This is a genomic window from Pelomonas candidula (assembly GCF_043555985.1).
Taxonomy (GTDB): domain Bacteria; phylum Pseudomonadota; class Gammaproteobacteria; order Burkholderiales; family Burkholderiaceae_C; genus Pelomonas; species Pelomonas candidula.
Genome location: NZ_JBIGIC010000005.1, coordinates 26417 through 49699, shown reverse-complemented (window position 1 = coordinate 49699; position 23283 = coordinate 26417). Strand labels below are relative to the sequence as shown.

The following is a 23283-nucleotide window of genomic DNA, read 5'->3' as shown; positions in this document are numbered from 1 at the left end:
CGACCTCACTTCTCACCGCTCACCGAAAGCCAACCATGACTTCCACGACACCCTTCCCCCGCGCCTTGCGCCGTCGCCAGACCCTGCTGGGCCGTCTTGCCGCCTTTGCACTGCCGGCGGCACTGGTCGCGGCGGGCTTCGCGTTCGCCAGCCTGTCGGCGCCCGCGCTGGCCGCCGCGCCGCAGCTCAAGACCCAGGCACCTGGCTGGTACCGCCTGATGGTCGGCAGCGTCGAGGTCACATCGCTGAGCGATGGCACCGTTGCGTTGCCGGTCGACAAGCTGCTGCACGCGCCGGCCGGTCGCGTCGCCGAGGGCTTGAAGCAGCATTTCCAGCAGGCGCCGCTGGAGACCTCGGTCAACGCCTGGCTCATCAACACCGGCAGCCGCCTTGTGCTGGTGGATGCCGGCGCCGGCACGCTGTTCGGACCGACCCTGGGCAAGCTGGCGGCGCAGATCCGCGCGGCCGGCTATCAGCCTGAGCAGGTGGACGACATCCTCATCACGCACATGCACCCCGACCACGTCGGCGGCCTCGCGGCCGACGGCCAGCGCGTGTTTCCCAACGCCACGGTGCATGCCGACAAGGCCGATGCCGACTACTGGCTGTCTCCCGCCAAAGCGGATGCGGCGCCGCAGGAGCAGAAGGGCTTCTTCCAGGGCGCCATGGCGTCGCTGAACCCCTACGCGCAGGCCGGGCGCTTCGTGCCGTTCGAGCGGGACGGCGAGATCGTGCCGGGCATCCGCGCGCTCGCGGCGCACGGCCACACGGCCGGCCACACGGCCTATGCGGTCGAGAGCCAGGGCCAGCGGCTGGTGCTCGTCGGCGACCTGATCCACGTCGCGTCGGTGCAGCTGGCGTCGCCCGAGGTGACCATCGCCTTCGACACCGACGAGGCCCAGGCCGCCAGGAGCCGTGCCCGCGTGTTCGCCGAACTGGCCGGTGACGGCAGTCTCGTCGCGGTGTCGCATTTCAGCTTCCCCGGTCTCGGCCACCTGCGCCGCTCCGGCAAGGGCTGGGCCTGGGTGCCGCTGGACTACAGCAGCCAGGTGCGCTGACGCTCAGGGAAGCGGCCGGATGCTGCCGGTCAGGCTGCCCGGCGGGTAGGCATCGTTGAAGAGCTGCCACACCCGCCCCGAGCGGGCCGCCTGCGCGAAGGCTGTGCGCAGCGTGCGGCGATCGGCCTCGTCGAGGCTGCGGCGGGACAGGTAGAGGCCGCTCTCCGACCAGCCCAGCTCTTCCAGCGGCTCGACGCGCAGCTGCTTCATCAGCGGCGCCAGCTCGGGCTCCCGGACCAGCGTGCCGATGAAGATGCTGGCCGTCATCACGCAGCCCTGGGCCAGCCCCAGGCGCAGCGCGCGGGCCACGCCGGCGGGATCGGTCTCCTCGACCAGGCGGTGCTGGGTGCGCAGCACGGCCATCGCCTGGTCGTAAGCGGCGCCGAAGCTGAAGCCCCGCACGACGGCGACCTTGTAGCCGGGGCGGGCGATCAGCTCCGCCAGCGAGCGCGGCGAGGGTTGCTCGCGCAACAGCGTCAGCAGGCCGGCGCGCACCTGGATCAGCGGCACGAACTCGCCGTCGTCTTCCCGTGACGGCGACATGGAGGCCGGCATCAGCAGATCGGCCTCGCCGGACTCGAACATCTTCTGCAGCCGCGCTCGCGGTACGCGCTGGATGACGAATTCGCAGCCGATGGCCGCGCCCATCTCGCGCAGCAGGGTGGGGTAGTTGCCGCCGCTGCGCTGGCCGTCAAAGCTGACGCTCAGGCCCACGGGCGCCATCGGCACCTGGATGGACCGCGTGCAGCCGGCGTGGGCGGCTGTCGCTGCCAGCAGCGCCCATGCCCATCCACCTGATCGCACCCCTGCGTTCATGCCCCTCGGCCCCACGACGTTTTGCGTCGATTGTGAACCTGTGTGAAGCGCCGCTCCAAGCCATCGAAAACCCCCTGGACGACGAGAGCCAGCGCCGCGGCGGGCAGGGCGCCGGCCAGCATCAGCGCGCTGTCGTTGACGGCCAGGCCGGCCACGATGCGCTCGCCCAGACCGCCGGCACCGACGAAGGCCGCCACGGTGGCCGTCCCGACGTTGGTGACGGCCGCCGTCTTCACACCGGCCATCAGCGTGGGCAGCGCCAGCGGCAGCTCGATGGCGCGCAGCGTCTGGCCGCGCGTCAGGCCCAGCGCCTTGGCGGACTCGACGAGGCCCGCCGGCACGCCCGCCAGCCCGGCATGCGTGTTGCGCACGATAGGCAGCAGCGCATAGACGAACAGCGCCAGCAGCGCCGGCAGGAAGCCGATGCGCCCGACCCATGCGATGAGGAAGGCCAGCAGCGCCAGCGAGGGCAGCGTCTGCAGCAGGCCTGCTGCGGCCATGACCGGCGCCGCCAGCCGCGGCAGCCGGTGTGCGGCAACGCCCAGCGGCACGGCCAGCGCGATAGCCAGTACCAGCGAGCCGAACACCAGCGCCAGGTGCTGGGCGACCAGCGGCAGGAGGTCGGGCGCCATCAGCCGGTCGAGCAGGCCCTGCCTGGCGGTGGTGGTGGGCGCGGATTGCAGGAAGCCGCGCGCCACGTCGGCGAAAGACCGGCCCTCCAGCTCGGCGGCGGCGTTGAGCTGGATCATGCGCGTCTCGGGCAACTGGCCGGCCAGCCGTTGCAGCGGCTTGTCGTCGACGCTCGCGCGCATCAGCAGCACGGCGTCGTAGCGCGGGAAGAACTGTCGGTCGTCACTCAGCACGCGCACCGGCTGGCGGGCCAGCTGCGCGTCGGTCGTGTAGACGTCGATGAGGTCCACCTGCCCGCCGGCGAGCGCCTGGTAGGCCAGGCCGTGGTCCAGCCCCGTGCCGGGCGCCAGCGTCAGGCCGTAGGCGCGCGCCAGCGCCGGCCAGCCGTCGGCGCGGGCGATGAACTCGTGCGACAGGCCAGGCTTCAGCGTGGGCGCCTTGGCGGCAAGCTCCGAGATGGTCGTGATGCCCAGCCTCGCCGCGTCGGCCTCCCGCATCGCCAGCGCGTAGCTGTTGTTGAAGCCCAGCGGCACGGCGGCCTTCAGGCCCAGCGGCTTCAGCCAGTCGTTGATCTTGTCCAGCGGCGCCTGCGCATCGGCCGGCGCATCGCGCTTGAGCAGCTCGCGCACGATGGTGCCGGTGTACTCGGGGTAGATGTCGATCTGCCCCTGCTGCAGCGCCGCGGCGAGGATGGCCGTGTTGCCCAGCCCCTGGCGATGCTCGGCGGCGATGCCCTGGCCCGTCAGCGTCTGGCTGACGATCTCGCCGAGCAGATAGCTCTCCGTGAAGCGCTTGGAGCCGACCTTGATGGGCTGGGCTTGCAGGCTGCCCGCGAGGAGCACGGCGCAGGCCGCTAGGAGAAGACGGAGCAGGCGGGCGGTCATGGCCTGCGATGGTGCCTCAGCCCCGCGTCCGGAGCCGTCCCGCCAGTTCCACGTACTCCGGCGCCACCCGCGCCGGCGTCGCGTCCGCCAGGTGGGCGCGCAGCACGCGCTTCAGCGTCTCGGGCTGCGGCGTCAGCGGGCCGGCGAAGCGCACGTGCTCGGCGTCGGCGATCAGCAGCGTCGGGAAGGTCTCGATGTCCAGGTCGCCAATGAGATCCGCCTCGTCCTCGATGTCGATCCAGCGCACGTGCAGGCCGTCCTGCGGCAGCTCGGCGCAGGCGGATTCGAAGACTTGCTGATAGGACTCGCAGGTGCGGCACCAGGCGGCGCAGAGGCAGGCGACGTGAACGGTCATGGGGCGGCATGGTGCCATGCCGGCGTCCGGACCTGCCGGGTGCCGGAATTCCGTCAGCCGCATTTTGTTGAATATCAAACATGATGTTATAAATTCAACCAAATGAAGTGGTTGCTACTCATCCTTTCGCTGCCGACCGAGAACGCCGCCACCCGCATGCGGGTGTGGCGTGCGCTCAAGGCCTGTGGGGCGGCGGTGCTGCGCGATGGCGTTTACCTGCTGCCGCAGTCGCCTGAGCACGAGGCGGCGCTGAGCGGTATCGCCGACGACTTGCGCCAGAACGACGGCACGGCGCATCTGTTGGCTACGCAGACCGCCGACGAACAGTTCGCCGTGCTGTTCGACCGCGGCGCCGAGTTCGGCAGCCTGCTGGCCGACATCGCCGACGCGCGCAGGCGGCTGGCGCCTGAGCAGGCTGTTGACGCGGTGCGGCAGGCCCGCAAGCTGCGCAAGGCCTTCGAGGCGCTGGCCGCCATCGACTTCTTTCCCGGCGAATCGCAGCGCCAGGCGCGCGCGGCGCTGGAGGAGTTGGAAGCGCAGGCCAGCCGGCTGCTGTCGCCCGACGAGCCACAGCCGGCCAAGCAGGCCATCACGCCGCTGGATCGGGCCGACTACCAGGGCCGCGTCTGGGCCACGCGCGCGCGGCCCTGGGTGGACCGCCTGGCCTGCGCCTGGTTGATCCGCCGCTTCATCGACCCCGGCGCGCGTTTCCTGTGGCTGCAGTCGCTGGCCGACTGCCCGAAGCAGCCACTGGGCTTCGATTTCGATGGCGCCACCTTCACCCACGTCGGCGCCCGCGTGACCTTCGAGACGCTGCTGGCCAGCTTCGGGCTGGAGACGCCGGCGCTGCTGCGCCTGGGGCTGCTGGTGCACAGCCTGGACGTCGGCGGCGTGCAACCGCCGGAGGCGGTGGGCGTCGAGCGCGTGCTGGCCGGCATGCGTGACGCCATCACCGACGACGACCAGCTGATGCAGGTGGCTGCCGGCGTCTTCGAGGGACTGCTGACCGCCTTCCAGAACGCCGAGGAGAAACCATGACCGTCATGCCGCAAGACCTGCCCTTCGACCCGAGCGGCCTGCAGGGGCTGTCCGAGCGCCTGCTGCGCAGCCACCACCAGAACAACTACGGCGGCGCGGTCAGGCGGCTCAACGCCATCCGCACGCGGCTGCGCGAGGCCGACCCGGCGGCCTGGGCCGGCTTCGAGCTGAACGGCCTCAAGCGCGAGGAGCTGATCGCCGCGAACTCCATGCTGCTGCACGAGCTGTACTTCGACTCACTGGCTGCTGTGCCCGAGGAGATGGTGCCCGCCATGGCGCTGGCGCTGGCCGGCAGCTTCGGCAGCGTCGAGCGCTGGCGTGACGAGTTCGTCGCGATGGGCAAGGCGCTGGGCGGCGGGTCGGGCTGGGTACTGCTGACCTTCCAGCCGCGCGAGGGCACGCTGGTCAACCAGTGGGGCGCCGATCACACGCACGCACTGGCCGGCGGCATCCCCCTCCTCGCGCTGGACATGTACGAGCACGCCTATCACCTCGACCACGGTGCCGCGGCGGGCGCCTACGTCGATGCCTTCATGGCCCACATCGCCTGGGACAAGGTCTATGCGCGCTACCAGCAGGCGGTGCACGCCGCCAGCGAGAGCCTGGCAGCCGACCCGGACGAACTCGACCCCGCGCAGTGCGTGGTGCTCGACGTGCGCCGCGCCGGCGTGTTCCAGCAGGCCGGCACCATGCTGCCGGGCGCGAGCTGGCGCGACCCGGCCCTGGTGCAGGCCTGGGCCGGCGAGCTGCCACGGGACCGCGACGTGCTGGTCTATTGCATTTACGGTCACGAGGTCGGGCGATCGACGGCGATGAAGCTGCGCGCCGCCGGTGTGCGCGCGCATTTCCTGGCCGGCGGCATCGACGCCTGGACGCAGGCCGGCCGCCGCGTGCAGCCTCGGGAGCCGCAGGCATGAGCGACGCACAGGCGGCGCCGCGCTACACGCTGTGGCAGCTCGTCCGCTACATGCTGGGCCTGGGCAGCTGGGGCTTCGGCGGGCCGGTGGCGCTGGCCGGCTTCATGTACCGCGACCTCGTCGAGCAGCGGCAGTGGATTGCCGAGGCCGAGTACAAGGAAGGCATGGCGCTGGCGCAACTGATGCCCGGGCCACTGGCAGCGCAGCTGGCCATCTACCTGGGCTATGTGCACCACCGCGTGCTGGGCGCGACGCTGGTGGGCCTGGCCTTCGTGCTGCCGTCGTTCCTCATGGTCGTCGCCATCGGCGCAGCCTACCGGGCGTACGGCGGCATCGCCTGGATGCAGGCCGTGTTCTACGGCGTCGGCGCGTCGGTCATCGGCATTATCACGATGAGCGCCTGGAAGCTCACGACCAAGAACATCGGCCGGGACAAGCTGCTGTGGGCCATCTTCGCCATCAGCGCGGCGGTGACGGTCGTCACCAAGTCCGAGGTGGTCTGGCTGTTCCTGGGTTCGGGCGTGCTGGTGTGGCTGCTGCGCGCGCCGCCGCCGTGGTTCTCGCGCGGCCAGGCCAACGCCGTCGCAGCGCCGCTGGCCGGCTTCTTCGCCCTTGACGCGCTGGACTGGCACAAGCTCGGCCAGATCGGCGCCTACTTCGCCTACGCGGGCAGCTTCGTCTTCGGCAGCGGGCTGGCCATCGTGCCCTTCCTCTACAGCGGCGTCGTGCAGGAGTACGGCTGGCTGACGGACCGGCAGTTCGTCGACGCGGTTGCCGTGGCCATGATCACGCCCGGCCCGGTGGTCATCACGACGGGTTTCATCGGTTACCTGGTCGCGGGCTTTTGGGGCGCGGTCGTCGCAGCAGCGGCCACCTTCGTACCCTGCTACTTCTTCACCATCCTGCCGGCGCCGTATTTCAAGAAGCATGGCAAGCGGCCGGGCATCGTCGCCTTCGTCGACGGCGTGACGGCAGCCGCCATCGGTGCGATCACCGGCGCCGTGGTCGTCATCGGCCAGCGTTCGATCAGCGACGCGACGACAGCTGCGCTGGCGCTGTTGACGGTGGCGGTGCTGTGGCGCTTCAAGAAGCTGCCCGAGCCGGTCGTCGTGGCGGCAGCGGCGCTGGCCGGGCTGCTGCTGTATCCGCTGGCCCGCGGCTGAGGGGAACCGCCGAGCAGGCGGGTGATCCCGGCTCAACTGTGCGCTTTGGTGCGCTGATGCACACCGCAAGATGCCGACCGGGAAAACTCCACAGGAGCCTGCCGTGGTCTCCAGCGTCAACAGCTCGCTTCTCAACTACCTTTCCGCGCTGACGTCCGACAGCTCGCCGACGTCCGCCGCGTTGACGTCGACGACCACCGCCAGCACGTCCGGCAGCGCGGCAGGCGCCAAGGTATCGCAGGCGTCGCTGCAGCGCGCGGCCGCCATGACCAAGTCTGCCGCCGCGGCTGCCGTGCTGGAGCGCAACCAGAAGGCACTGACCACCGAGCTGCGCGCGGCACTCGACAAGGCCGGCGTCAAGCTGACCGGCACCGTCGACTTCTCGGTGAAGAGCGATGGCAGCGTGGAGGTCAAGGGCAACGACGCCGACAAGGCGGCCGTGAAATCCTTCCTGAGCGCCGACACCAGCAAGCCCAGCTTCGCGACGCGCATCGCCACACAGGCCAAGGATGCGCTGAAGCTGTCGCAGACGATCCAGCAGAGTGCCGCCATCTCGCAGGCGGCCAAGTCCGCCAAGTCGGCGGCCGGCGTCATGTCGCTGTACACGTCGCTGATGCAGCAGCAGACGGGAGCTTCCGCCGCGGTGTACTCGCTGTCGCCGACCTCCAGCTCGCTGACCTACCCGGGCTCGCTGTCGGCCAACGCCTGAAACGAACCTGCCCTCGCCCGGCCTCGCATCGCTGAACGCGAGCATCGCCAGACGGACCGGCTTGGGAGCGGCCCGGCGCTCAGCCCGCAACGCGCCCGTTCCATTCGGTCAGCGCCTGCTTGCGCTTCTGGGCAGCAGCACCGTCGCCAAGCCCAGCAGCGGCAGCCACGCGATGGCGTCGTAGACGAAGGTGATGCTGGTGCGGTCGGCCAGCAGGCCCAGCACCGCGGCACCCAGCCCACCCATACCGAAGGCGAAGCCGAAGAACAGCCCCGACACCATGCCCACCTTGCCCGGCATCAGCTCCTGCGCGTAGACGAGGATGGCCGAGAAGGCCGACGACAGCACCAGGCCGATGACGACGGTCAGCGCGGTCGTCCAGAACAGGTTGGCATGAGGCAGCAGCAGCGCGAACGGCGCCACGCCGAGGATGGACGCCCAGATCACCGGCTTGCGGCCGATGCGGTCGCCGATGGGGCCGCCCGCCACGGTGCCGACCGCCGACGCGAACAGGAAGAAGAACAAGTGCAGCTGCGCGTCCTGCACCGACAGGCCGAAGCGGTCGATCAGGTAGAAGGTGTAGAAGCTGCTGAGCCCGGCCACGTAGAAGTACTTGGAGAAAATCAGCACCAGCAGCACGGCGATGGCACCGGCCACGACGCGCGGCGGGTAGGGCGCGGCGGCCGTCGCCTTCCTCGCGCCGGCCGCGGCGATGTGGTGTGCCGCGTACCAGCGGCTCACCTGCACCAGCACGACGATGCCTACGAGCGCGGCCAGGCTGAACCAGGCCACGCTGCGCTGCCCGAACGGCACGATGAACGCGGCGGCCAGCAGCGGGCCGATGGCCGTGCCGGTGTTGCCGCCGACCTGGAACACCGACTGCGCGAAGCCGTGCCGTCCGCCCGACGCCAGCCGCGCGATGCGTGACGACTCGGGGTGGAAGATGGACGAGCCGATGCCCACGAAGGCCGCAGCCAGCAGCACGACGCCGAAGCTGGGCGCGAACGCCAGCAGGATCAGGCCGATCAGCGTGGAGGCCATGCCGAAGGGCAGCGAGTAGGGCTGCGGCTTGCGGTCGGTGAACAGGCCGACCAGCGGCTGCAGCAGCGACGCGGTCAGCTGGTAGGTCAGCGTGATGAGGCCGATCTGGCTGAAGCTCAGCGAGAACTCGCCCTTCAGGAGGGGATACATCGCCAGGATCAGCGACTGCATCATGTCGTTGACCATGTGGGCGCTGCTGATGGCGCCGAGGATGCCGTAGGCGGGCTGCGTCTCGCCCGAGCGGGCGGCGGGGCTCGCGCCGAGGGTGGCGGCGGCGGGAGGTGTCATGGAAGGTCTTTCACGCGGGGAAGGTCGTTGGAGCGGGGCGTCGACGTGGAAGAATTGTGCGGATGCCTGCTACGCCTGTCTCGCGCCAATTGGCCAGGAACGCTCTCAAAAAGGACACCGGCGTTTCCCGCCGGCCGCTGGCCTTGCCCGAGGCGCTGCGAGAGATCGAGCAGGCCGCTTCGCCGGTGTCCGGCCGGCCGACGGACTACCCCGCCGGCTGGGTCATCCCGCCGCATGCGCACTCCAAGCATCAGCTGCTCTACGCCGAGCGCGGCGTCATGGTCGTGCAGGCCGGCGACGGGCGCTGGGTGGTGCCGCCCACGCGGGCGATCTGGGTGCGCGCCGGCACGCTGCACGACACGCGCTGCATCGGCGAGGTCCACATGCGCAGCCTGCTGGTGGCCGTGGATGCGGCGCCCAACCTGCTGGGCGAGACACAGGCGGTCGGCATCTCGCCGCTGCTGCGCGAACTCATCCGCGCGGCGATGGACGTGGCGCAGCCCTACGCGCCGGGCACGCGCGACGGCCGCCTCATGCGGCTGATCCTGGACGAGTTGCGCGCGCTGCCCGTGCTGCCGCTGCACCTGCAGATGCCGGGCGACGCGCGGCTGGTGCAGATCTGCACCGCGCTGCAGGCGCAGCTCGATGACGCATCGACCATGGCCGACTGGGCGGCGCGACTGGGCGTTGACGTGAAGACCATCCAGCGCCTGTTCGTGAAGGAAACCGGCATGACCTTCGGCCAGTGGCGCCAGCAGGCGCGTCTGCTGCGTGCGCTGGAAATGCTGGCAACGGGCGAGAAGGTCATCGACGTCGCGCTGGCCCTGGGCTACGACAGCCCCAGCGCGTTCGCGACGATGTTCCGCAAGCAGTTCGGGCAGACGCCCAGCCAGTTCTTCGCGGGCGACTGAGGTCTCAGTCGCTCGACCCGACGAAGGCGATCCTGAGCTTGCCGTTGACGACCTTCACGTCGCGCACGGCGCGTTTGGCCAGGGCGCCCTTGGCCGTGTTGGCGTCCAGCGTGTAGACGGGGTGGGACTGCAGGGCCTGCCGGGCCGCCACGACGGCGCGGGTCTTCACGAACTCGGCGTATTCCTCGGGGAAGCCCGCCAGCTCCAGCGTCGTGATCTGCAGGTCTTCGATGAACAGCTGCCCCTCGTTCGGTGCGTAGCGCGGACGGCCGGCCAGGCCGATGCGGCCGGTGCGCTCGCGCGTGCCCAGCGTGACCTTCACGTCCGCCGTGAAGCCGAGGTGGTCGTCGCCCTCCTGCAGCGTCACGGCCGGGTTGGACAGGTCCAGGCAGGCGATGACGATCTTGCAGTGGTGGACTGGAAAGCGCGGCGCGATGCGGGCCTGCAGTTCGGCCTGATCGATGTCGAGATGGCCGTCGGCGATGCGACTGGCGAGGGTGCAGTACGAGAGCGCTGCCGCGGCGAGCAGCACGGCCACGAGGTAGGGCAGGCGGCGAAGCATGGCGCATTGTGGGCCACGCGGCATGAGCCGTCAGGCCGTGGCTGGATGCCCAATGATGTGCCGCAGCACCCGGTCTTCGAGCTCTGCAAACCCCGGCGCGGCGCGTGAGCGCGAGCGGGGCAGCGTGACCGTGGCGTCCAGCGCGATGCCGCCGCGGTCGATGAGCAGGACGCGGTCGGCCAGCGCCACGGCCTCGGCCACGTCGTGCGTGACGAGCAGCGCCGTGAAGCCGTGGCGCTGCCACAGCTGCTCGATGAGGCGGTGCATCTCCAGCCGTGTCAGTGCGTCGAGAGCGCCCAGCGGTTCGTCCAGCAGCAGCAGGCGCGGGCGGTGCACCAGCGCGCGGGCCAGTGCGACGCGCTGGCGTTGACCGCCGGACAGCGTCGCCGGCCAGTCGTTGCCGCGGCCGGCGAGGCCGACCTGCTCCAGCGCTTCCATCGCGCGGGACTTCGCCTCGGGGCCGGTGAGACCCAGTGCGACGTTGTCGACGACGCGCTTCCACGGTAGCAGGCGCGCGTCCTGGAACATCAGCCGGCGCTCGTTGGCAGCACCCGCCTCGACGAGGCCAGCGCTCGGCTGATCCAGCCCGGCGATGAGCCTTAGCAGCGTGCTCTTGCCGCACCCACTGCGGCCGACGAGCGCGACGAACTCGCCGGGCGCGACATTCAAATCCAGGTTCTGCAGCACGTGGCGCGTGCCGAAGGACTTGTCGATGCCGCGCAGTTGCAGTGCCAGGCCGTGGGATGTGTCCCGCGCGGGAGGCACGTCTTCAATGGCCGGTTCGTGCGGCAGCACTGGGGTGTCGAACTCGGTGAGCCACATGATCAGTTCCCTTCGGCGGCATAGCCCTTGTGCCACGGCAGCCAGGCCTTCTCCAGGCCGCGGGCGACGACGTCGGCCAGCTTGCCCAGCAGCGCGTAGAGCAGGATGCCGACGAGCACGATGTCGGTCTGCAGGAACTCGCGGGCGTTCATCGTCAGGTAGCCGATGCCGGCCTCGGCCGACAACGTCTCGGCGACGATGAGCAGCACCCACATCAGGCCCAGCGAGAAGCGCAGGCCCACGAGGATGGACGGCAGCGCGCCGGGCAGGATGACCTGCCGGTACAGCTGCCAGCCCGACAGGCCGTAGCTGCGCGCCATCTCGATGAGGTCGCGGTCGACGTTGCGGATGCCGTGGAAGGTGTTGAGGTAGACCGGGAAGAACACGCCCACGGCCACCAGCACCAGCTTGGCCGCCTCGTCGATGCCGAACCACAGGATGACCAGCGGGATCAGCGCCAGGGCCGGGATGTTGCGCAGCATCTGCAGCGTGGTGTCGAGCAGGGCTTCGGCGCTTTTCCACGTGCCGGTCAGCAGGCCCAGCAGCAGGCCCAGGCCGCCACCGATCGCCAGCGCGGAGAACGCGCGGATGGTGCTGACGGCGACGTGGTGCGCCAGCTCCCCCGAGCGCAGCAGCTTCCAGAAGGCGGCCAGCACGGCGGCCGGCTCCGGCAGGATGCGCGCGGACAGCAGGCCGCTGCGCGAGGCCAGCTCCCAGGCGACGAGGATGGCAGCGGGCAGCAGCCAGGGGGTGAGGCGGCGAGCGATGGTCATGCTAGGTTTTCGTCGTGAATTTTTTCGGGCCGAGCGCCGGGCCGCTCCCAAGCCGGCCCGATCTGTCGATGTGCTCGCGGCTCAATGCCGCGAGCATCGGCGTCCCCTCGGGGGACCGGCCAAGGTACTCCTTGGACGAGGGGCTCATGTCAGCTCGCGGAGGCGGCCTTGGGCACGTAGCTGTTCGCGACGACCTCGCCGAACGGCCCCGTCAGCGCAGGCGCCGTCAGCTTCTCGCGCACGTCCAGCGGCAGCAGCGGGAACACCAGCTCGGCGAAGCGGTGCGCCTCGTCCAGGTGTGGATAGCCGCTGAGGATGAAGTACTCCAGGCCGAGGTTCGCATACTCCTTGATGCGGTCCGCCACCTGCTGCGGATTGCCGACGAGGGCCGTGCCCGCGCCGCCGCGCACGAGGCCCACGCCGGCCCACAGGTTGGGCGCGATCTCCAGGCCGGCGCGCACGTTGGTCTTGTCGAACTGGCCGCCGTGCAGCTCGGCCATGCGGCGCTGGCCCACCGAGTCCATCGTCTTGAAGCGCGCCTGCGCGGCCTTCACGGTGGCCTCGTCCAACTCGGACACCAGCTCGGCGGCGGCGCGCCAGGCCTCGTCCTCGGTCTCGCGCACGATGACGTGCAGGCGGATGCCGTACTTCAATTGCCGGCGCTTGGCCGCGGCGCGCTCGCGCACGTCCTGCAGCTTCTTCTCGACGTCGGCCGGCGGTTCGCCCCAGGTCAGGTAGGTGTCGACCTGTTCCGCGGCGAGGTCGTGCGCGGGGCCGGACGAGCCGCCGAAGAACACCGGCGGGTAGGGCTTGTTGATGGGCGGATACAGCACCTTGCCGCCCTTCACGCTGAGGTGGTCGCCATCGAAGTCCAGCGGCTCGCCGGTGTGCGATTTGGCCAGCAGCTCGCGCCAGATGCGGATGAACTCGGCGGACTGTTCGTAGCGCTCGGCGTGACCCAGGAACTGGCCGTCGCCGGCCAGCTCGTCGGGGTCGCCGCCGGTGACGAGATTGACGAGCAGCCGGCCGCCCGACAGCCGGTCCAGCGTGGCGGCCATGCGTGCGCTCTGCGACGGCGCGACGAGGCCCGGCCGCAGTGCGACGAGGAACTTCAGATGCTTCGTCGCATCGATGAGGCTGGCTGCGACGATCCAGGAGTCTTCGCACGAGCGCCCGGTGGGCAGCAGCACACCCTCGTAGCCGAGGCTGTCCGCGGCGATGGCGATCTGCTTGAAGTAGGCGTGGTCGGCCACGCGTGCGCCGCGGGAGCTGCCGAGATAGCGGCTGTCGCCGTGGGTGGGGATGAACCAGAAGATCTTCATGGCTTCAGGCTTTCTTGATCGGGGTGGCGATGGCGTCGGCGACGCGGATGCTGCGGGGAATGAGGCCCAGCTCGGTGAACGAGTCGGCGACGAGCTGCTGCTCCTTGACGATGTCGGTCGTCAGCGGCCCGACCGGTGCGGCGCCGCGGCGCTCGACCATCTTGTAGACCGTGGCCAGCGGCAGGCCGGCGAAGTCGGCGTAGCGCTGCACGGCATCGCGGCGGTCGGCGCGGGCGCGCGTGTCGGTGTCGGTCAGCGCGTTGAACAAGGTTTTCAGCAGCGCTGCGTCACGGCTCAGTGCGCGTGATGCGAGGTAGAAGGTGTTGTTGCTCGTCAGGCCCCGGCTGGTGGCCAGCGCGCGCAGCTCGCCGGTCACCTCGGCCGCGGCGTAGTAGGGGTCCCAGACGGCCCAGGCGTCGACCGAGCCGCGCTCGAACGCGGCGCGCGCATCGGCCGGCGGCAGGTAGACGGGCTGGATGTCAGACCAGTTCAGGCCGGCCTTCTTCACGGCGCGAACGGTCAGGAAGTGCGCGCTGCTGCCCTTTTGCAAGGCGATGCGACGGCCCTTCAGGTCAGCCAGCGTCTTCAGCGGCGAGTCGGGCTTGACGAGCACGGCCGAGCTGTCGGGCTTGGGCGGCTCGGCGCCGACGTAGACGACGTCCTTGCCCGCGGCCTGCGCGAACACGGGCGGTGCGTCTCCGGTGGCGCCGAACTCGACGCTGCCCAGCGCCAGCGCCTCCAGCAGCTGTGGGCCGGCGGGGAACTCGGTCCACTGGATCTTGGTGCCGGGCAGGCGCTGCTCCAGCAGGCCGTAGCTCTTCAGCAGCGCGAGGTTGAACGAACCCTTCTGGAAGCCGATGCGCAGCTGGGCCGAGCCCTGGGCCCGCACCCATAGCGAAGCCGTCGTCGCGAGGATGGCGACGGCGGCGCGCCGCGTCGTCGGCGTGCTCATTTGGCGGCCTCGGCGAGCTTGGCGGTGCCCGGCAGGGCATCAGCGACGCGGATCGCGTTCGGGATCAGGCCCAGCGCGTGGAAGGTGTCGGCGATCTTCTGCTGTTCGGCGGCGACCGCGGGCGTCAGCGGCTTCACGCCGAACTGGTAGCGCGTCAGGCTCTTCTCGACGACGTCGGGCTCCAGCCCCTGCAGCGGCGCGATGACGGCGGCGGCGGCCTTGATGTTGCCCTTGAGCGAGGTGGCCTGGGCCTGCGTGTCGTCGAACAGCGCCTGGATGACCTTGGGGCTCTTCTCGGCAAAGCCGCGTTCGGCGAGGTAGTAGGCGTAGTTGTTGACGACGCCGCGGCCGTCCTGCAGCAGCCGGGCGCCGCTCTGCTTCTCGACGGCAGCGAGGAAGGGGTCCCAGATCACCCAGGCGTCCACCGCGCCGCGCTCGAAGGCGGCGCGCGCATCGGCCGGCGGCAGGTAGACGGCCTGCACATCGCCGAGCTTCAGGCCCTGCTTCTCCAGCGCCTTGACGAGCAGGTAGTGCACGTTGCTGCCCTTGTTCAGCGCGACCTTTTTGCCCTTGAGTTCGGCGACCGATTTGATGGGCGAGTCCTTGGGCACGACGATGGCTTCGGCCTCGGGGGCAGCCGGGTCGTAGCCGATGTAGACGAACTTGGCGCCGGCGGCCTGCGCAAAGATGGGCGGGGCTTCGCCGACGAAGCCCACGTCGACGGCGCCGACGTTCAGGCCTTCGAGCAGCTGCGGGCCGGCGGGGAACTCGACCCACTTCACGCTCACGCCCAGCGGGGCGAGGCGTTTCTCCAGAGAACCGCTGGACTTCTGGAAGGTCAGCAGGCTGGCGGATTTCTGGAAGCCGATGCGAAGCGTTGTCTGCGCCGACGCATGGAGGCTGACGGCGGCGACGAGCAGCGGCGCGGCCAGGCGGAAGAGAGAGCTGAAACGCATGAGTCGTTGTCCTGTGCAAAAAGATCCCGGCGCTCGATCACACCCGATCCGCGCCCGAGCGCCGGGAAGAAGTCGCCGATCCCGTTCAGATGGCGAGGAGACAAGAGGTCAGGAAGCTGGCAGGCGAGCGGTCAGCGCCGACAGCTGAGTTCGGCGGCGTTGCGCATTCGCGTGGCGGGCACCAGGGGGTCGAGCGCGCGGTCCAGCCGCGCCAGCAGTTCGGGCTCGGGCACGTAGCCACCGGCTTCGTGGCGCAGCAACTGGGCGTCGGTCGCGAACACGCCGTCCAGCACATGGCGTGCGCCCAGCGCCGACAGCACGGGCTTGAGCGCGTAGTCCAGCGCCAGCAAGTGCGCCGGGCTGCCGCCGGTGGCCAGTGGCAGGACCGACTTGCCGCGCAGCGCGTCGGGCGGCAGCAGGTCCAGGAAGACCTTCAGCAGGCCCGAGTAGGCGGCCTTGTAGATGGGCGTGCCGACGATGACGAGACTCGCGTCTGCAATGGACTGCACGGCCCGGGCGATGGCCGGCTCCGTGGCGTCGGCGTACAGCAGCGCACCCGCCGGCAGTTCGCGCACGGCAATGTGTTCGCTGCGCGTGGCCACGCCTTCCAGGCGCGTCAGTGCGAACTGCGTCAGCCACGCGGATCGCGAGCGTTCGCTGGGGCTGCCGGAGATGCTGGTGATGTGCATGGTGGCCTGCGGGTGTTCAGGCCTTGCACGATAGGGAAAGCCGCTTCTGCGCGGAACGAAGGAAAGCGGCGTTGCTTATGCGGAGTTCGTTGCCCGGCCCCGAACCGGCCAACTCAGCAGAACGCCGACACCCCACAGGCCGGCTGCCAGCATCGTGGCGGCGCCGAGGTTGGCGGCGCTGCCGAGGTCGTCGGCCACGTACAGCCAGGCGCCGCAGCCGGCCGCCATCAGCAGGAACAGCAACACGGCCGCCACACGTGCGCCGCGCGGTGCGGGCGGGTCGAAGCGGGGCAGGGCCAGGCGGGCCTCGGGGCTGGTGCCGGGCAGCGCCGCGCCGGGCGGCATCCAGCCCGGAGACTTGTAGAGCACGCGCAGCTTGTCCGCCCAGCGCGGCGTGGCGCGCATGCGCCGCCACAGTTCGGCGTAGAACTGGCCCACGCCCCACAGCGGGTTCCAGCTCGCCAGCGGCTTGACGGTGCCGTAGACACAGAGCTCGCGCTCCTCGGCGAAGCTGCCGAACAGGCGGTCCCAGACGACGAAGATGGCGCCGTAGTTGCGGTCCAGGTAAGCCGGATTCACGGCGTGGTGCACGCGGTGGTTGGACGGCGTGGAGAACACGCGGTCCAGCCAGCCCAGGCGGCCGATGTGCTCGGTGTGAATCCAGAACTGATAGAACAGCACGACGATGCCGGCCAGCACGTACAGGTCGGTGGGCACGCCCAGCAGCGCCATCGGGATGAAGAACGGCCAGCCCATCACGCCGTACAGGCTCTCCTGCCGCAGCGCGGTGCTGAGGTTGAAATGCTCGCTCTGGTGGTGCACCGCGTGAGCGGCCCAGAACAGCGCGCTTTCGTGGCTGGTGCGGTGCAGCCAGTAGTCGCATAGGTCGTACAGCACCACGGCCAGCACGCCGCCCACCACGCCATGCCAGTGCCGGGCCGACAGCAGCGCGAAGCGCGCATGCAGCGCTGCGTAGAAGCCGGTCTGGATCAGCGGCGTGACGATGGCCGTCGCCTGGCTCAGCAGGCCCTGGCTCAGGCTGCTCAGGGTGTCGGCCAGACGGTAGTTGTTGCGGCCGCGCCAGTGTCCCCAGGCCCATTCGCCGGCCATGCAGGCGACGAAGATGGGCAGCGCGTACAGCAGGATGTCGTGCATGTGGGCGGCCTCCGGCTCAGAACCGGTGCCAGAGGCTGACGATGAAGGATGGCTGGTCGCGGCTGTGCGTCAGCGGCGAGGCGGCCGCCTGGTCGATGAGGCGTGCGTGCTGCCATTGGCCGCTGACGGACCAGTCCTCGGAGAACTTGTGCTCGGCGCTGAGCGCGATGCTCCAGTCCTGCCAGCCGCTGCTGGGCTGCCAGGTGGGCAGGCCGCTGTTGTGCGACTCGCTCGGCCGCAGGCCGAAGCTGCCGCGCAGTTGGGCGGCGTTCGCGTACGTGGCGGCCAGGCTGATGCCGATCAGGTCGTCCCCCAGCGGGATGCCGCTGGTGACACCCAGTTCGAGCTGACCGCCGTCATGGTGACGCCCGCCGCCCCAGGACAGGCCAGATTGCAGCAGCAGCACCGGCAGCACCTGCATGTTGGCGAAGGCCTCGGTGACGATGCGCGTGCCCAGGCTTTCAACGCCTGGCGGCGACTCGCGCCGCGAACGGCCCGACTGCGGCCACAGGCGCATGCCGAACTGCCAGTCCTTGGCGGCGTCGCCTTTGAGCAGGACCGGCGCGAGATTCCAGCCCAGGCCGGCGTCCGTGGCGGCGAAGACGCCGTTGGCACCTTCGTAGTCGATAGCGGGCAGCAGGCTGTAGCGCTCGCGCCCGCTGCCCGGCGCGCGAGGCCAACCTCGCACCGAGAGGCCGCCCGACCAGGTCGTCATGGCAGGCGGGGCGTCCAGCAGCAGCAGGCTGCCGGCCGCCCGCGCGGGCAGCGCGTACGTGAGCAGAAGGCAGGCGCCGAGCAGCGCGGTGGCGAGGGACGGGAGACGGGCGGAAGGCATGGCACGTGGCCGCGAACACACGCGCCCACGGACAGCCCGCGACTCTAGCGGCGCGAGCCGGCTGACAGCGCCGCGGAGGGGTGTTTCACAGCACACCGTCAGCCGCTGGCAAGACCCGTGCAAGCTGGCAGCCGGTTTCTGCCCCGTGATCTGGTCCCTCCGACAGGAATCGAACCTGTATCTGCCGCTTAGGAGGCGGCCGTTCTATCCATTGAACTACGGAGAGCACAGCGCTCGCGGCGGCACGTGGCCGTGCGAGGGCGCGGATTCTCGCACGGCCGTCGGTCAGGCCATGCCCAGTGCCCGGGCGCTGAGGCGCTGCAGCGTCATGTCGCATTGCTCCAGCGTGCCGATGCAGTCGATGCCCGAGGTCTCGACCTCGGCCATCAGTGCCAGCCAGGCGGCCAGGGCCTCCAGCGTGACCTTGGATCGGGACGTTGCCACCCAGCCGCGTTCGCTCAGCTGGCCGAGGTAGATCCAGGTCTGACGGCGTGACAGACCTGACAGCTGGCCGATGCAGGCCTGCGAGATCGGCAGCGCGAGGCGGTCCGCCTGCCAGGTGCCGCTGTCCGGGGCCAGCGCGGTGGCCAGCGTGGCCATGACGCTCACGAGGCGCTGCAGGCCGTTGCCGGCCAGGCGCATCGAGATCTGGCCGTGCAGGCGGCTGGCGGTGGCGGTATAGAGCTCGTCGTGGGTTTCGGCGGGCAGTGGCGGCGGCGCATCGGGCTGCAGCTGGCCGAGCGGGATGTTGATGGTGGTGACGTCCACCAGCGCCGTCACGTCGTAGCGGGCGGCGAGCTTGCCCAGCGGCGACTCCCCCCCGATGACATCGCCCAGCCACAGCGCAGCCACGGCCACGCGTGTGCCTGGCGCCACCTGCGAGACGAGGTAGGCCGCGCCCCGGCTGATGGCGACCCAGTCGCCCTGCGAGCTGCCGGCTTCGATGATGCGTTGACCGCGGCGGTAGGTCTTGACCTTGCCTTTGGCCAGCCAGGGGTCGGTGGTGTGTTGCGGCGCTGGGTTGCGTCGGTTCTTCATCAGTACTTCTGTGGTTCTGGCGCGCACGCGGCGAGCAGCGGCGGGCTTGGTTTTTAGAGGCTGCCGCCGCATCGTGATCAGTGGAATAGAGCCTAGGCGGGCCGTGTTAAGGGCTTGACTGCAATATGTGACCGGCTCGACACCAAGTGGCTACCAGATGGACAAGGTGCGTGCCAGCACGCGCTGCAGCCAGCTGCGCGAACTCGCTTCGGAGACGTCGCCGCGGGCGACGTTCTCGAGGTTGGCGTTGACGACGTCCCTGGACGCGACGACGTTGCCGGTGCCGATGTCGCGCGGGTTCACGATGCCGGAGAAGCGCAGCGTCGTGACGCCGCCGGCCAGCCCCATGCTGCGTTCGCCCGCCACGAGCAGGTGGCCGTTGGGCAGCACGTTGATGACGGTGACGGCCAGCTGCGCGTTGAAGGTGTTGGCTGTCTCGGTGTTGCCCGAGCCCTTGAAGGAGTCGCTGCCGGCGGCCGTCGCGTCGACGTTGATCAGCGACGCCAGCGCCGTGCCGGCCTTGGCGCCGCCGGGGCCCTTGGTGGCAAGCTTGCTCTCGCGGCTGGTCTCGCCGGTCTGCTTCTGCGTGGCGCGGATGTTCTCGGCGATGTCGACCTTCATCGTGTCGCCGATGGCGCGCGGCCGGCGCTCGCCGGAGAACAGCGTCGAGTTGGCCATGTGGGCCTGGAAGATGGCGCCGTTGGCGGGCTGCTCCAGGAACATCGGCTGAACGGCCGGCGCGGCCATCACCGGCACATTGACGAGGCTGGGCGGCGTGGACGAACAAGCGGCCAGCACGACGCAGGCGGCGGGCAGGGCGAGGCGGAGGAGGGCGGGCATGGCGATGGGCGTAGGAGTGGGCTGGAGGAGAAGGTCAGGTCTCGAAACCCGTGATCAGCGCCTTGACGACCGGCGCGATCTTCTTGCGCGTGCTGGACCAGCGCGCGCCGCTGGTGTCGCCGACGTAGGCGCTGCTGGACAGCAGGCGGCCGTCGGCGCTGCGCAGGCTGAGCGCGGCGGCGCTGAGGTAGGGGCGCTGCTCGTCGCTCAATGGAGGCGTACCCCATTCGATGGCGCCCACGTAGCGCACCCAGTACGCGCAGGCACTCGGACCGGTGCCGGCGTCGTAGACGCGGCTCTGCACGCCCTGGGTCTTGAGTTCGGCCTGGAGCGCCGGCACCAGTTCGTCCAGTGGCATGTCGCGGTTGTATTCAACGCAGACCTCCTTGACTGGCGCATCGCCGTGATGGACGGTGTTGACAGGCTTGGGTGCCTGGTTGGCGATGGCCTGTGAACCGCCCCACTTGACGACATCCCAGGCGGCCATCGGGCCGATCACGGAACAGCCCGACAGGTTGGCCAGCGCGGTGAGCAGGGCGAGCCTGACGGCGTGTCTCATCGGCGTTCCCCTCACACCAGCACGCTGACGAGGGCGGCGCCGACGACGCCGGCCACGACGCCGTTGTCTGCCACTGCGCCGACGGCGTCGGACGTGGCCTTGGCGGCGTTCTCGACCATCTGCACGGTCTGACTGCCGGCGCGCACGACCGTGCTGGCCAGGTTGGCCACGGTCGCCAGCGAGCGCGAGCTCAGCGAGACCGTCACGCCGACGGAGTTGCCCGCGCTGCCGATCGTCGCCTGGCCGGTGCAGCGCCCTGCGCGGCCGGCTGCCGCGGCCGTGTGCATACCAGCCGTGCTGCGGCGTGCGTCAGCCTGGCAGCCGCAGCGCATGGACACCGAACTCACGGCCTCAGCCCTTGGCCGGCGCTGCGGTGGCAGTGCTGGCCGGCGTGGGCGCGGGCGCTTCGGCCTGCGCGGTCTTGAGCAACTGCGAGAAGTCGCTGCCCTTGCCGGCGCCGGCTTTGGCGGGCTGCGGCATGGCAGCCGGGGTCTGGAGAGCGGAGGGAGGCTTGATCTGCATGGCGGGATCTCCTGAAGAAGTGAGGAAATTCTTCGGCGGCCTGCCCCCTCCCATTTGGCGGATGACGGTGCCGATGGCGCGCCTGACACTGCGCTGGGTGAACTGCTTCACCGAGTGCGCGGGCTTGCCGGCCCGCGCTCGCACATTTGTCGCTATCGCCGCCATTGGCAGGATTGCGTTGATCCGTCATCGAGCGACTCCTAGACTGCCTCGGCACCTGCGGACAACCCATGGAGGCCACGATGTCCACCGAATCCAAATGCCCGTTCTCGGGCGATGCCAGCCATCCCCACAAGCCCGCCGCCCGCTCGCGCGGCAACCGCGACTGGTGGCCCAACCAGCTCAACGTCGGCCTGCTGCACCAGCACGCGCCGCGGTCCAACCCGATGGGCGAGGCCTTCGACTACGCCGCGGCCTTCAAGAGCCTGGACCTCGACGCCGTCGTCAAGGATCTGCATGCGCTGATGACCGACTCGCAGGACTGGTGGCCGGCCGACTACGGGCACTACGGTCCGTTCTTCATCCGCATGGCCTGGCACGCGGCCGGCACTTACCGCACCTTCGATGGCCGCGGCGGTGGCGGTACCGGCAACCAGCGCTTCGCGCCGCTGAACAGCTGGCCTGACAACGGCAACCTCGACAAGGCACGTCGCCTGCTGTGGCCCGTCAAGCAGAAGTACGGCGAGAAGCTGTCCTGGGCCGACCTTTTCATCCTGACCGGCAACGTCGCGCTGGAGTCCATGGGCTTCAAGACCTTCGGCTTCGGCGGCGGCCGGGCCGACATCTACGAGCCCGAGGCCGACATCGACTGGGGTGCCGAGACCGAGTGGCTGGCGCCCAGCACGGCCGCCAACAGCCGCTACAGCGGCGAGCGCGACCTGGCCAGCCCGCTGGCCGCCGTGCAGATGGGGCTGATCTACGTGAACCCTGAAGGCCCGGACGGCAACCCCGACCCGCTGGCCTCGGCGCGCGACATCCGCGACACCTTCGCCCGCATGGCGATGAACGACGAGGAGACCGTGGCCCTCGTCGCCGGTGGCCACACCTTCGGCAAGGCGCATGGCGCCGGCCCGGCCAGCCATGTCGGCAAGGAACCCGAAGCCGCCGACATCCTCGAACAAGGCCTGGGCTGGAAGAGCAGCTACGGCAGCGGCGTGGCCGGCGACGCCATCACCAGCGGCATCGAAGGCGCGTGGAAGCCCAACCCGACGACCTGGGACATGGGCTACTTCGACACGCTGTTCAAGTACGACTGGGAGCTGACCAAGAGCCCCGCCGGCGCGCACCAGTGGAGGCCCAAGGGCGGCGCCGGGTCGGACACCGTCGTCGACGCGCACGACAAGACGAAGTTCCACGCGCCCATGATGACGACGGCCGACCTGGCGCTGCGCTTCGACCCGGCCTACGAGAAGATCTCGCGCCGCTTCCACGCCAACCCGGCCGAGTTCGCCGACGCCTTCGCCCGCGCCTGGTTCAAGCTGACCCACCGCGACATGGGGCCGGTCTCGCGCTACCTCGGCAAGCTCGTACCCAGGGAAGAGCTGATCTGGCAAGACCCGGTACCCAAGGCCGGTCACGCGCTCGTCGACGCGGCCGACGTGGCCGCGCTGAAGGCCCAGGTGCTGGCCTCGGGGCTGACCACGGCGCAGCTCGTGTCCACGGCCTGGGCGTCGGCGTCCACGTTCCGCGGCAGTGACAAGCGCGGCGGTGCCAACGGCGCGCGCATCCGCCTCGCGCCGCAGAAGGACTGGGCCGCCAACCAGCCAGCGGAGCTGCCGCGCGTGCTGGCCAAGCTGGAGGAGGTGCGCAAGGCATCAGCCAAGCCGATCTCGCTGGCCGACCTCATCGTGCTGGCCGGCGGTGCAGCCATCGAGGCCGCCGCCAGGCAGGGCGGTGTGAATGTCACGGTGCCCTTCCATCCCGGCCGCACGGATGCGACGCAGGAGCAGACCGACGTCGAATCCTTCGCCGTGCTGGAACCCAAGGCCGATGGCTTCCGCAACTACCTGGCGCCGGGCCTGCCGGCGGCCTCCGCGGCGGAGCGGCTCATCGACAAGGCCCAGCTGCTGGAGCTGTCGGCGCCGCAGACGGCCGTGCTCGTCGCCGGCCTGCGCGTGCTGGGGGCCAACACCGGCGGCAGCCCGCATGGCGTGCTGACCACCCGGCCCGGCACCCTGTCCAACGACTTCTTCGTCAACCTGCTGGACATGGGCACGAAGTGGCAGCAGGGCGCCGATGGCGTGCTCGAAGGCGTGGACCGCAAGACCGGCCAGCGCAAGTGGACGGCCACCGTCGCCGACCTCGTCTTCGGCTCCAACGCGCAGCTGCGCGCGGTGGCCGAGGTCTATGCCGGCAGCGACGCCGGAGCGAAGTTCGTACGGGACTTCGTCGCCGCGTGGGTGAAGGTGATGGAAGCCGACCGCTTTGACTTGCGCGCCTGAGCGTGGC

25 protein-coding genes and 1 tRNA gene are annotated in these 23283 nt (G+C 70.1%); 7 read left to right on the top strand and 19 right to left on the bottom strand.

All coding sequences use genetic code 11. The features are described from left to right. Positions 1-35 precede the first annotated feature (35 nt). The gene (locus ACG04R_RS11320; protein WP_394409771.1) at positions 36-1058 is read left to right on the top strand and encodes an MBL fold metallo-hydrolase; all 1023 of its coding nucleotides are present in this window, start codon (positions 36-38) and stop codon (positions 1056-1058) included. 3 nt (positions 1059-1061) lie between these two features. Here the strand turns inward: ACG04R_RS11320 and ACG04R_RS11315 are convergent, their stop codons facing one another. Genes ACG04R_RS11315 through ACG04R_RS11305 form a run of 3 tightly spaced genes read right to left on the bottom strand, consistent with a single transcriptional unit; the run spans position 1062 to position 3743 of the window. Beyond that, the gene (locus tag ACG04R_RS11315) at positions 1062-1862 is read right to left on the bottom strand and encodes a substrate-binding periplasmic protein (protein WP_394409768.1); all 801 of its coding nucleotides are present in this window, start codon (positions 1860-1862) and stop codon (positions 1062-1064) included. Between the two features lie 8 nt (positions 1863-1870). Further along, entirely contained in the window at positions 1871-3388 is a 1518-nt protein-coding gene (locus ACG04R_RS11310; protein ID WP_394409765.1) for an ABC transporter permease/substrate-binding protein, read from the bottom strand. Positions 3389-3404: 16 nt separating this feature from the next. Beyond that, a complete protein-coding gene (locus ACG04R_RS11305; protein ID WP_394409762.1) occupies positions 3405-3743 on the bottom strand; it encodes a thioredoxin domain-containing protein in 339 nt (112 codons plus the stop codon). A gap of 102 nt (positions 3744-3845) precedes the next feature. On the opposite strand from ACG04R_RS11305, the gene ACG04R_RS11300 reads away from it, so the two are divergent. The 4 genes from ACG04R_RS11300 to ACG04R_RS11285 all read left to right on the top strand — a co-directional run bounded on the left by ACG04R_RS11300 (position 3846) and on the right by ACG04R_RS11285 (position 7570). Then, entirely contained in the window at positions 3846-4781 is a 936-nt protein-coding gene (locus ACG04R_RS11300; RefSeq protein WP_394409759.1) for a chromate resistance protein ChrB domain-containing protein, read from the top strand. After that, a complete protein-coding gene (locus ACG04R_RS11295) occupies positions 4778-5698 on the top strand; it encodes a Fe-Mn family superoxide dismutase (protein ID WP_394409756.1) in 921 nt (306 codons plus the stop codon). Before ACG04R_RS11300 ends, ACG04R_RS11295 begins: the two co-directional genes overlap by 4 nt. Continuing rightward, complete coding sequence (locus ACG04R_RS11290; protein ID WP_394409754.1) at positions 5695-6861, top strand: chromate transporter; 1167 nt, start codon at positions 5695-5697, stop codon at positions 6859-6861. Before ACG04R_RS11295 ends, ACG04R_RS11290 begins: the two co-directional genes overlap by 4 nt. Positions 6862-6964: 103 nt before the next feature. Then, positions 6965-7570, top strand: a complete 606-nt coding sequence (locus tag ACG04R_RS11285) for a hypothetical protein (RefSeq protein ID WP_394409752.1) — start codon at positions 6965-6967, stop codon at positions 7568-7570. 108 nt (positions 7571-7678) lie between these two features. Here the strand turns inward: ACG04R_RS11285 and ACG04R_RS11280 are convergent, their stop codons facing one another. Next, a complete protein-coding gene (locus tag ACG04R_RS11280; RefSeq protein WP_394409749.1) occupies positions 7679-8899 on the bottom strand; it encodes an MFS transporter in 1221 nt (406 codons plus the stop codon). Positions 8900-8961: 62 nt separating this feature from the next. On the opposite strand from ACG04R_RS11280, the gene ACG04R_RS11275 reads away from it, so the two are divergent. After that, positions 8962-9810 (top strand): AraC family transcriptional regulator, encoded by an 849-nt coding sequence (locus ACG04R_RS11275; protein WP_394409746.1) that lies wholly within the window; start codon positions 8962-8964, stop codon positions 9808-9810. A gap of 4 nt (positions 9811-9814) precedes the next feature. On the opposite strand, the gene ACG04R_RS11270 is transcribed toward ACG04R_RS11275, so the two are convergent. The 15 genes from ACG04R_RS11270 to ACG04R_RS11200 form a co-directional block, all read right to left on the bottom strand. Then, the gene (locus ACG04R_RS11270; RefSeq protein ID WP_394409743.1) at positions 9815-10372 is read right to left on the bottom strand and encodes a DUF1439 domain-containing protein; all 558 of its coding nucleotides are present in this window, start codon (positions 10370-10372) and stop codon (positions 9815-9817) included. 30 nt (positions 10373-10402) lie between these two features. Then, complete coding sequence (locus ACG04R_RS11265) at positions 10403-11194, bottom strand: ATP-binding cassette domain-containing protein (protein WP_394409740.1); 792 nt, start codon at positions 11192-11194, stop codon at positions 10403-10405. A gap of 2 nt (positions 11195-11196) precedes the next feature. Next, the gene (ssuC, locus tag ACG04R_RS11260) at positions 11197-11967 is read right to left on the bottom strand and encodes an aliphatic sulfonate ABC transporter permease SsuC (protein WP_394409737.1); all 771 of its coding nucleotides are present in this window, start codon (positions 11965-11967) and stop codon (positions 11197-11199) included. Between the two features lie 149 nt (positions 11968-12116). Continuing rightward, a complete protein-coding gene (gene ssuD / locus ACG04R_RS11255; RefSeq protein ID WP_394409734.1) occupies positions 12117-13289 on the bottom strand; it encodes an FMNH2-dependent alkanesulfonate monooxygenase in 1173 nt (390 codons plus the stop codon). A 4-nt stretch (positions 13290-13293) separates the two neighbouring features. Beyond that, entirely contained in the window at positions 13294-14241 is a 948-nt protein-coding gene (locus ACG04R_RS11250) for an aliphatic sulfonate ABC transporter substrate-binding protein (RefSeq protein ID WP_394409731.1), read from the bottom strand. Further along, positions 14238-15197: a sulfonate ABC transporter substrate-binding protein gene (locus ACG04R_RS11245; RefSeq protein WP_394409727.1), complete on the bottom strand. Its 960-nt coding sequence runs from the start codon at positions 15195-15197 to the stop codon at positions 14238-14240. The genes ACG04R_RS11250 and ACG04R_RS11245 overlap by 4 nt, the downstream gene beginning before the upstream one ends. A gap of 131 nt (positions 15198-15328) precedes the next feature. Beyond that, positions 15329-15886 carry an NADPH-dependent FMN reductase gene (gene ssuE, locus ACG04R_RS11240; RefSeq protein WP_394409724.1) on the bottom strand — a complete coding sequence of 186 codons (558 nt, stop codon included), beginning with the start codon at positions 15884-15886 and terminating at the stop codon, positions 15329-15331. A 75-nt stretch (positions 15887-15961) separates the two neighbouring features. After that, complete coding sequence (locus ACG04R_RS11235) at positions 15962-17041, bottom strand: sterol desaturase family protein (RefSeq protein ID WP_394409721.1); 1080 nt, start codon at positions 17039-17041, stop codon at positions 15962-15964. A 16-nt stretch (positions 17042-17057) separates the two neighbouring features. Further along, positions 17058-17876 carry a MipA/OmpV family protein gene (locus tag ACG04R_RS11230; RefSeq protein ID WP_394409718.1) on the bottom strand — a complete coding sequence of 273 codons (819 nt, stop codon included), beginning with the start codon at positions 17874-17876 and terminating at the stop codon, positions 17058-17060. 151 nt (positions 17877-18027) lie between these two features. Then, positions 18028-18102 (bottom strand) — tRNA-Arg (locus ACG04R_RS11225). Positions 18103-18161: 59 nt separating this feature from the next. Further along, positions 18162-18914, bottom strand: coding sequence for a Crp/Fnr family transcriptional regulator (locus ACG04R_RS11220; protein WP_394409715.1), 753 nt, complete (start codon positions 18912-18914; stop codon positions 18162-18164). Positions 18915-19064: 150 nt separating this feature from the next. After that, a complete protein-coding gene (locus ACG04R_RS11215; RefSeq protein WP_394409712.1) occupies positions 19065-19754 on the bottom strand; it encodes a flagellar basal body L-ring protein FlgH in 690 nt (229 codons plus the stop codon). A gap of 34 nt (positions 19755-19788) precedes the next feature. Next, complete coding sequence (locus ACG04R_RS11210; RefSeq protein ID WP_394409709.1) at positions 19789-20313, bottom strand: cell division protein FtsI; 525 nt, start codon at positions 20311-20313, stop codon at positions 19789-19791. An 11-nt stretch (positions 20314-20324) separates the two neighbouring features. Then, on the bottom strand, positions 20325-20660 hold the full coding sequence (locus ACG04R_RS11205; protein WP_394409706.1) for a hypothetical protein: 336 nt from the start codon (positions 20658-20660) through the stop codon (positions 20325-20327). Between the two features lie 4 nt (positions 20661-20664). Further along, on the bottom strand, positions 20665-20835 hold the full coding sequence (locus ACG04R_RS11200) for a hypothetical protein (RefSeq protein ID WP_394409703.1): 171 nt from the start codon (positions 20833-20835) through the stop codon (positions 20665-20667). Between the two features lie 242 nt (positions 20836-21077). Between ACG04R_RS11200 and katG the strand changes: the two genes are divergently transcribed. Next, positions 21078-23276 (top strand): catalase/peroxidase HPI, encoded by a 2199-nt coding sequence (gene katG / locus ACG04R_RS11195; protein WP_394409700.1) that lies wholly within the window; start codon positions 21078-21080, stop codon positions 23274-23276. Positions 23277-23283: the final 7 nt, after the last annotated feature.